8 protein-coding genes are annotated in these 9,370 nt (G+C 67.1%); 4 read left to right on the plus strand and 4 right to left on the minus strand.

The window, feature by feature from the left end; all coding sequences use genetic code 11:
• Nucleotides 1-29: 29 nt before the first annotated feature.
• Complete coding sequence (locus tag M878_RS70150) at nt 30-704, minus strand: PadR family transcriptional regulator (protein ID WP_023548623.1); 675 nt, start codon at nt 702-704, stop codon at nt 30-32.
• Nucleotides 705-1,100: 396 nt separating this feature from the next.
• On the opposite strand from M878_RS70150, the gene M878_RS70155 reads away from it, so the two are divergent.
• Together M878_RS70155 and M878_RS70160 are read left to right on the plus strand one after the other, a co-directional pair.
• Nucleotides 1,101-3,761, plus strand: a complete 2,661-nt coding sequence (locus M878_RS70155) for a transglycosylase domain-containing protein (protein WP_425347902.1) — start codon at nt 1,101-1,103, stop codon at nt 3,759-3,761.
• Between the two features lie 129 nt (nt 3,762-3,890).
• On the plus strand, nt 3,891-5,435 hold the full coding sequence (locus tag M878_RS70160; protein WP_209445546.1) for a glycosyltransferase family 87 protein: 1,545 nt from the start codon (nt 3,891-3,893) through the stop codon (nt 5,433-5,435).
• 104 nt (nt 5,436-5,539) lie between these two features.
• Here M878_RS70160 and M878_RS70165 read toward each other — a convergent pair whose 3' ends face one another.
• From M878_RS70165 to M878_RS70175, 3 genes are all read right to left on the minus strand, one after another.
• Nucleotides 5,540-6,571 carry an alanine racemase gene (locus M878_RS70165; RefSeq protein WP_023548628.1) on the minus strand — a complete coding sequence of 344 codons (1,032 nt, stop codon included), beginning with the start codon at nt 6,569-6,571 and terminating at the stop codon, nt 5,540-5,542.
• Nucleotides 6,572-6,654: 83 nt separating this feature from the next.
• Nucleotides 6,655-7,776, minus strand: a complete 1,122-nt coding sequence (gene femX, locus M878_RS70170) for a peptidoglycan bridge formation glycyltransferase FemX (protein ID WP_023548630.1) — start codon at nt 7,774-7,776, stop codon at nt 6,655-6,657.
• Between the two features lie 178 nt (nt 7,777-7,954).
• Nucleotides 7,955-8,272, minus strand: coding sequence for a hypothetical protein (locus M878_RS70175; RefSeq protein WP_031225378.1), 318 nt, complete (start codon nt 8,270-8,272; stop codon nt 7,955-7,957).
• A gap of 272 nt (nt 8,273-8,544) precedes the next feature.
• Between M878_RS70175 and rpsF the strand changes: the two genes are divergently transcribed.
• Entirely contained in the window at nt 8,545-8,835 is a 291-nt protein-coding gene (rpsF, locus tag M878_RS70180; protein ID WP_023548633.1) for a 30S ribosomal protein S6, read from the plus strand.
• 78 nt (nt 8,836-8,913) lie between these two features.
• On the plus strand, nt 8,914-9,370 hold a 457-nt coding region (locus tag M878_RS70185), incomplete at its 3' end, for a single-stranded DNA-binding protein (RefSeq protein WP_023548634.1).

Genomic DNA, 9,370 nt, shown 5'->3' on the forward strand with positions numbered 1-9,370 from the left:
TGTGTACGAGTGAGGCCCTGAGGTGGGACTCACGTGGCGGTGTCGTCGGGCGTATCCGTGCCGGAGGTGCCTCCGGTACGGGGCAGGCCGCCCGTCGATCCTGTGGTGGTGTCCTGAGCGGACCCCTCGGAAGCGGAACCTCTGAGGTCCCGCCCGGCCCGCTCGCTCTCGATGAGCTCGTTCAGCCAGCGCACTTCGCGCTCCACGGACTCCATCCCGTGGCGCTGGAGCTCGAGTGTGTAGTCGTCGAGGCGCTCCCGCGTGCGTGCCAGGGAGGCGCGCATCTTCTCCAGGCGCTCCTCCAGGCGGCTGCGCCGGCCCTCCAGCACGCGCATGCGCACATCGCGCGACGTCTGCCCGAAGAAGGCGAAGCGTGCGGCGAAGTGCTCGTCCTCGTACGCGTCGGGACCCGTCTGCGAGAGCAGCTGCTCGAAGTGCTCCTTACCTTCTGCCGTCAATCGGTACACGATCTTCGCTCGGCGTCCGGCGAGGGGAGTGGCGTCCTCATGGGTGCTGCCCGGTTCCTCGATCAACCAGCCGTTGGCGACCAGCGTCTTGAGGCAGGGATAGAGGGTTCCGTAGCTGAAGGCCCGGAACACACCCAGGGACGTGTTGAGCCGTTTGCGCAGCTCATAGCCGTGCATCGGGGACTCGCGGAGCAGGCCGAGGACGGCGAACTCGAGGATGCCGGAACGCCGGCTCATCGTCGCCTCCTCTCGGTCCCGCTGATCGCTCCCGCGGGTCTCGCAGTGCCTTTCAGCGTCTTTATCTCGCGCTGATGTATCGACTCGATACATCAAGACGATAGAACGGCGTCCCGCATGCGACAAGAGGGACGGTGGTGAACGGGGTCACATCACCGATTCATCCGATGCAAGTTGCCTGATTTGGGGTGAACTTCAGGGCTCGGTGGGTTTTGGCGGTGCGTAGTCTGTGCGGCATGCAGACCACCGGGAACCAAGTGACGCCTCGGGGGCGTCGTCGTCCCCGGTGCAGTACGGGTGAATGCAGAACCGACCACATCCGTACTTCGGGGGGACCGGAAATCAGCCGCCGTTCCAGGCGCGCACGGGTGCGCCTGCCCGAGGAGTAATCGTTCGATGAGCGAGCACCGTCGCAAACCGCCGCAGCCGCAGGGAGGCGGACGTGCCGCGGCCCGACGCGGCCAGTCCGGTTCGTCCTCCGGTCGCCGCGCGGCACCGCGAGGCGCCACCGGGTCCCCATCCGACTCCTATGGGTCCAGTTCCTATGGGTCGGACTCCAACGGTCCCGGAGGTGAAGAGCGCCCCTACGGCGGCCGGGCAGAGGCCCGCCGGGCGGCGCAGAGAGGCAGCCGCCGCAGAGGCGCCGACAACGCGGGCCCGGGTGGCCGGCGCGGCGGCCCGGGCGGCCCGACCGGTCCCGGGCGCGGCAAGGGCCGAGTGTCCACCGCACCCGGCAAGAAGCGACTGATCGACTATCCCCGAGCCGGAAGGTACGGCTGGCGCCGCTGGGTGCCTTCCTGGAAGCTCGTCTCCGGCCTGTTCATCGGCTTTGTCGGTAGCCTGGTGGCGCTCGTCGGCGTCAGCTACGCGATGGTCTCGATCCCCAACGAGAACGACGCGGCCAAGTCCCAGAACAACGTCTACTACTGGGCCGACGGCTCGCAGATGGTGGCCACGGGCACGGGCGTCAACCGGCAGAACGTCAGCATCGACCAGATCCCCGATGCCATGCAGTGGGCCGTGATCTCGGCCGAGAACAAGAGCTTCTACCAGGACTCGGGTGTCGACCCCCAGGGGCTCCTGCGCGCCGTGGTCAACATGGCGCGGGGCGGCCAGACCCAGGGTGGTTCGACGATCACCCAGCAGTATGTGAAGAACACCTATCTGAGCCAGCAGCAGACCCTCACCCGTAAGTTCAAGGAGATGTTCATCTCCATCAAGGTGGGGACGAAGCTCGACAAGAAGCAGATCCTGCAGGGTTACCTGAACACCTCGTACTTCGGCCGCGGTGCCTACGGCATTCAGGCGGCGGCGCAGACGTACTACGGCAAGAACGCGGTGGATCTCACGCCGAGTGAGTGCTCGGTTCTCGCGGCGCTGCTCAAGGGCCCTACGTACTTCGACCCGGAGGGCAACGCGGACCTCGACCCTTCGGCGACGCAGGCTGCCAACACGAAGCGCTCGCAGGACCGCTCGAGGTGGATTCTCGAGCAGATGCACAACGATCACCACCTCAGCGACGCCGAGTACCAGAAAGCCATCTCGAAGTACCCCATGCCCGACGGCCGCAAGGCGACCAGGGGCATGACCGGCCAGATCAGCTACCTGGTGGACACGGCGAAGAAGTACGTCCTCGCCCACTCCGACATCACGGAGGCGCAGTTCGACCAGGGCGGCTACGCGATCAAGACGACCTTCCAGAAGGACAAGGTCAACGAGCTGGCCGCGGCCGTGAAGAAGGTCCAGAAGGAACGCATCGATCCGAAGAAGCGCGACCTGGACAAGTACGTCCAGTTCGGCGCGGCATCGGTGCAGCCTAAAGATGGCGCGATCGTCGCCCTTTACGGCGGTGACGGCTACGAGAACGGTCACTTCACGAACAACGCCGACACCTCCGGTGTCCCGGTCGGGTCGACGTGGAAGCCGTTCGTGCTCGCCGCCGCCATGCAGTACGGCACCTACAAGACCGCCCCGGAGGGCCTCTCCCCGCTGAGCAAGTACAACGGCAACGACCATCTCAAGGTGCTCAACCAGGATGGCTCCACGGTCCTGGCCAAGGACAACTCGGTCTTCTACCAGCGCAACGAGAGCGACTACAAGTGGGGCTACATCACGTTGCGCAAGGCGATGGAGCAGTCCGTCAACACGCCGTTCGTCCAGCTCGGCATGGATGTAGGGCTGACGCATGTCCGGGATGTCGCCCAGGCGTCCGGCATCCTGAAGGACAGCTTCTCCACGCTCAACCCGTCCTTCTCCATCGGTACCTCGACCCCGAGTGCGATCCGTATGGCCGACGCGTATGCCACCTTCGCCGCGTCCGGCGAGCACACGGATCCGTACTCCGTGACCTCGGTGAAGAAGGACGGCCAGGATCTGCCGGGCTTCACCAAGCCGAAGATCACCTCGGCGATTCCGGCCGACGTGGCGAACAACGTCACGAACGTCCTGCAGAACGTGATCCAGAACGGTACGGGTCAGAACGCCAAGGCCCTGGGCCGTACGGCGGCCGGTAAGACCGGTACCACCGACAGCAACAAGTCGGCCTGGTTCGTCGGCTACACCCAGCAGCTGACCACCTCGGTGGCGATGTTCCGTGAGAACCCGAAGGACCATCAGCTGCTGTCCATGAACGGCACGGCCGGCGTCGCGTCGATCCACGGTGGTGACATCCCGACGTCGGTGTGGACCGAGTACATGAAGGCCGCGCTGAAGAACACCAACGACTCCGGTTTCCCGACCGCCACCGAGATCGGCAAGGTCCAGGACGAGGCCGGGGCTCCGACGCCGACGCCGACGCCCAGCATCACGCCGAGCCAGACGGCGAGCAACTCGCCGAGCCCGTCGCCCAGCACGTCGTCCACGTCGCCGTCCCCGTCGGCGAGCGACACCTGCCAGTGGAGCTGGGGCAACCCCTGCAACGGGAATGGCAACGGCGGCAATGGCACAGGTGGCACCGACGGAGGTATCACTCCGACGCCGACCGTCACGGACACGACCGGCAACGGCAACACCCGTGGCAATGGCAATGGAGGACTCTTCGCAGGTCAGAATGGCTAGCCGTCGGGGCTGACCGGTTGGCGGCCATTTCGCCCGCCGCGGGTGTTTCACGTGAAACAAGGGCCGCCGCACCCACTAGGTGCGGCGGCCCTCGGCGTTCTCCTAGACAGTTACGGCAGGATGTGCCCTATGCCCAGTGCAGAGATGACGCCCGCGAGCATGCCCGAGCCCGAGCCCGTGCGGCCCGGCGCGGCAGAACCGGTGCGGCCGACCAGTGAGGATGACATCGCCCGGGCCGGCAGTGAGCTGATCGGCGGTCCGCTCGGGCGGCGCGCCCTGCTCGGGACCTCCTGGTGGACCCCCGTACGGGTCGTCGCGCTCGTGGCGATCGGCATGTTCGCCCTCGGCATGGTCCAGAAGCTGCCCTGCTACGACAGCTCCTGGTTCTTCGGTGCGAGCAGCCAGTACACGCACGCCTGTTACTCGGACATCCCGCACCTCTACCAGGGCCGCGGATTCGCCGACCATCTCGTGCCGTACTTCGACAAGCTCCCGGACGACATGTCCGGCGGCATGGGCTACCTCGAATACCCGGTGCTGACCGGTGTGTTCATGGAGGTGGCCTCCTGGCTGACCCCGCACAGCGGTGGCATCCAGCACCAGGAGCAGTGGTACTGGTTCGTCAACGCCGGAATGCTGATGGTGTGCGCGGCTGTCATCGCCGTCTGCGTGGCCCGCACCCACGGCCGGCGACCCTGGGACGGCCTCCTCGTCGCTCTGGCACCCGCCTTCGTGCTGACCGCGACCGTCAACTGGGACCTGCTGGCTGTGGCGCTCACGGCCGCCGCGATGCTGATGTGGTCCCGGAGCCGTCCCGTCGCCTTCGGCGTCCTCCTGGGCCTCGCCACGGCCGCCAAGCTCTATCCCGCCTTCCTGCTCGCCCCGTTGTTCCTGCTGTGCTGGCGGGCCGGCAAGTGGCGGGAGTTCGCCCAGGCCGTGGCCGGCACCGCGATCGCCTGGTTCGTGGTGAATGCACCGGTGATGCTCTTCGCCTTCCAGGGCTGGTCGAAGTTCTACACGTTCAGCCAGGAACGCGGCGTCGACTTCGGCTCGTTCTGGCTGATCTGGGCGCAGAACTCCAACAACCCGCCCAGCACCGGCTTCGTGAACACCGCTGCCATGGTGCTGGTGGTGCTGTGCATCCTCGGCATCGCCGCGCTGACGTTCACCGCCCCGCGCCGGCCGCGCTTCGCCCAGCTGGCCTTCCTGGTGGTGGCGGCCTTCATCCTCACCAACAAGGTCTACTCCCCGCAGTACGTCCTGTGGCTGGTGCCGCTCGCGGTCCTCGCCCGGCCCAAGTGGCGGGACTTCCTGATCTGGCAGGCGGGCGAGATCGCGTACTTCCTGGGCATCTGGATGTACCTCGCCTACACGACCAGCGGAGACGCCCACAAGGGTCTGCCGACGCACGGCTACCACTGGGCCATCGTGCTGCACCTGGCGGCCACGCTGTACCTGTGCGCCGTCGTCGTACGGGACATCCTCATGCCGGAGCGGGACGTGGTGCGCCGGTCGGGCGACGACGATCCCTCGGGCGGGGTGCTCGACGGTGCGCAGGACGTCTTCGTGCTCGGCGCGGCAGCCCATCCGCCGCGGCACGCCGCCCATATCGACGTGCCTCAGGTGGACTGGGGCAGGCCGCTCCCGCCCTCCCCCGAGAGTCGTTCGCTCTGAGCGAACGCACCGTCGGAAGGGCATGAAGAAGGCCGTACACGCGCGATGCGTGTACGGCCTTCTCGCTGTCCTGGGCCGGGCTCAGCGGTCCACGAGCCGGTCGGTCAGCGGTCCACGATCCGGTCGAACTGCGTGGTGGTGTGCCGCAGATGGGCCACCAGCTCGTCGCCGACCTTCGGCTCGGGGGCGTCCGACGGGACGAAAAGGATCGACACCTGCATGTGGGGCGGCTCGGCGAACCAGCGCTGCTTGCCGCCCCAGACGAACGGAGAAAGGTTCCGGTTGACCGTGGCGAGGCCGGCCCGTGCGACTCCCTTGGCGCGCGGCATGACGCCGTGCAGGGCCTTGGGGGCCTCCAGGCCCACGCCGTGGGACGTTCCGCCCGCCACGACCACCAGGAAGCCGTCGGAGGCTGCCTTCTGCTGCCGGTAGCCGAACCGGTCCCCCTTGGACACGCGCGTGACGTCCAGTACGGCACCGTGGTACTCGGTAGCCTCGTGGTCCCCGAGCCACAGCCGCGTACCGATGCGGGCGCGGAACCGGGTCTGCGGGAACTGCTGCTGGAGGCGGGCGAGGTCATCGGCCTTGAGATGGCTGACGAACATCGTGTGCAGCGGCAGCCGGGCCGCACGCAGCCGGTCCATCCAGCCGATGACCTCCTCGACGGCGTCCGAGCCGTCGGTGCGGTCCAGCGGCAGATGGATGGCGAAGCCCTCCAGCCGGACGTTCTCTATGGCCTGGTGCAGCTGGGGCAGATCCTGCTCGCTGATGCCGTGGCGCTTCATCGAGGACATCACCTCGATGACGACACGCGCGCCGACGAGGCCGTACACACCGTCGACCGACGACACCGAGCGCACCACCCGGTCGGGCAGCGGCACCGGTTCCTCGCCGCGCCGGTACGGCGTCAGCACCAGCAGGTCACCGCTGAAGAAGTCCTTGATGCGCGCGGCTTCGTACGTCGTGCCGACCGCGAGCAGGTCCGCGCCCAGCCGCGTGGCCTCCTCCGACAGCCGTTCGTGCCCGAAGCCGTAGCCGTTGCCCTTGCAGACCGGGACGAGACCCGGGAACTGCTCCTGCACGTGCTTGTGATGCGCCCGCCAGCGCGCGGTGTCGACGTAGAGCGTGAGCGCCATGGCCGGACCCGGAACCTTTCTCGTGGCTGCGGTGTATCTGAGATGTGAAAGCTGTGGACCCTATGGAATCAAACGCCCGTGGCTCAGCGGCGCGACATGTAGATGTCGAGTGCCTTGTGGAGCAGCTTGTTCAGCGGGAAGTCCCACTCACCGAGGTACTCGGCGGCCTGACCGCCGGTGCCGACCTTGAACTGGATCAGGCCGAAGAGGTGGTCTGTCTCGTCCAGCGAATCGGAGATGCCGCGCAGGTCGTAGACGGTGGCGCCGAGCGCGTAGGCGTCGCACAGCATCCGCCACTGCATTGCGTTCGAGGGCCGGACCTCGCGGCCGATGTTGTCGGAGGCGCCGTAGGAGTACCAGACGTGTCCGCCGACGATCAGCATCGTCGCCGCGGACAGGTTCACGCCGTTGTGGCGGGCGAAGTACAGCCGCATCCGGTTCGGGTCCTCGGTGTTGAGGGCCGTCCACATGCGCTGGAAGTACGACAGCGGGCGGGGTCGGAAGTGGTCGCGCACCGCCGTGATCTCGTACAGCCGCTGCCACTCGGCCAGGTCCTGATAGCCGCCCTGGACGACCTCGACGCCGGCCTTCTCGGCCTTCTTGATGTTGCGGCGCCACAGCTGGTTGAAGTTCTTGTGGACCTCGTCCAGGGAACGGTTCGCCAGCGGCACCTGGAAGACAAAGCGCGGCTGCACATCGCCGAAGCCGGCCCCGCCGTCCTCGCCCTGCTGCCAGCCCATACGGCGCAGCTTGTCCGCCACCTCGAAGGCGCGCGGCTCGATGAAGTCGGCCTCCATGTCGCGCAGGCGCTTGACGTCCTGGTCCTGGATGCCCTTCTTGATGGTCTCCGCGTTCCATCGCCGGATGATCACCGGCGGGCCCATCTTCACGGAGAAGGCGCCCTGCTGCTTCAGGTGCGCCAGCATCGGCTGGATCCAGTCGTCCAGATTCGGCGCGAACCAGTTGATGACTGGGCCCTCGGGGAGATAGGCGAGGTAGCGCTTGATCTTGGGCAGCTGGCGGTAGAGGACCAGGCCCGCACCGACCATCTCGCCCGTGCGCTCGTCGAACCAGCCGAGGTTCTCCGAGCGCCACTCCGCCTTCACATCGGCCCAGGCCGGAACCTGCATGTGGCTCGCCGCCGGCAGGCTCTGGATGTAGGCCAGATGTTGCTCGCGGCTGATGGTCCTCAGGGTCAGGCTCATGTCGGGGCGCTCCTCGGGCTGGTGTGTCCCCATGGGTACAGGGGCTCCGGCTCTCGCGCCGAAGCCTACTGCGCCGTGCGAGCGCCCCGACTGGGCATACGGGCCTTATGCCCGGCCGGATGGGCGACCGGGACGGTCTGTCGGGTTCGAAAAGGCGTCTGACGACGCTGTCCGATGCTCAGCGGCCGATGACTCCGCCGAACAGTCCGCCGTGTGCCATGCCGATCAGGAAACCGACCCCTGCGGCGCCGAGACCCAGGATCAGACCGAAGCGCTGTCGCGTGGTCACCGAGATCCACTGTCCGTAGATGCCGACGGCAAGCCCCACCAGGCCCGTCCACGAGGTCAGCAGGTGGAGGCTGTGGAAGAAGGACGTGATGAAGGACAGCACGCCTAGGACGAACGTGGCCGCCATCAGGCTGTCCTGAAGCGGATGGGGCTTGCCGTCCGTGGCGAAGAGGGAACCGGCGGTGTTGGGATGCAATGCCTGTGCCATGGGCACCTCCTGCGGAAGGCGGCGCATCGTAGCGCCGCACACACCCGTCGTGTACAGATTGGCGGCCTTCACGGCCGGATTTCAACCGGAAGCGGGTGTGCGGGTAGTCTGTACCGTCTGCACCGGTGTCTGCCCAAGCCTTCCCAGGTAACGCTGCGGGAACCCTCAGGGACCCCCGATTGTCAGTGGTGGCCGATACCGTTGCGCACGCATCACAACCCTCCTGCCACGGAACGACCGTGGCCGCTGAGTCCAAAGGAGGTGGGTTCCACATGCGTCACTACGAGGTGATGGTCATCCTCGACCCCGATCTGGAGGAGCGCGCTGTCGCCCCCCTGATCGAGAACTTCCTCTCCGTCGTCCGTGAGGGCAACGGCAAGGTGGAGAAGGTCGACACCTGGGGCCGTCGTCGTCTCGCGTACGAGATCAAGAAGAAGCCCGAGGGCATCTACTCGGTCATCGACCTGCAGGCCGAGCCTGCGGTCGTCAAGGAGCTCGACCGCCAGATGAACCTGAACGAGTCGGTCCTCCGGACCAAGGTCCTCCGCCCCGAGATGCACTGAGCCTTCGCGCTCAGCTGATCCCGGGATTCGAGTAGCAGCACCAAGCAGCCAGCAGCAAACCCGCCGAGAGGTTCCCCCATGGCAGGCGAGACCGTCATCACGGTCATCGGCAATCTTGTCGACGACCCCGAGCTGCGCTTCACCCCGTCCGGTGCGGCGGTCGCGAAGTTCCGCGTCGCGTCCACTCCCCGCACCTTCGACCGCCAGACGAACGAGTGGAAGGACGGCGAGAGCCTGTTCCTGACCTGCTCGGTCTGGCGTCAGGCGGCGGAGAACGTCGCCGAGTCGCTTCAGCGAGGCATGCGCGTCATCGTGCAGGGCCGGCTGAAGCAGCGGTCCTATGAGGACCGTGAGGGCGTCAAGCGCACGGTCTACGAGCTGGACGTCGAGGAAGTCGGCCCCAGCCTGCGCAACGCCACGGCCAAGGTCACCAAGACCGCCGGTGGCGCTCGTGGTGGCCAGGGCGGTTACGGCGGCGGTGGCGGCCAGGGTGGCGGCGGCTGGGGCGGAGGCCCCGGTGGCGGCCAGCAGGGCG

The sequence above is a fragment of the Streptomyces roseochromogenus subsp. oscitans DS 12.976 genome (assembly GCF_000497445.1).
Lineage (GTDB): Bacteria > Actinomycetota > Actinomycetes > Streptomycetales > Streptomycetaceae > Streptomyces > Streptomyces oscitans.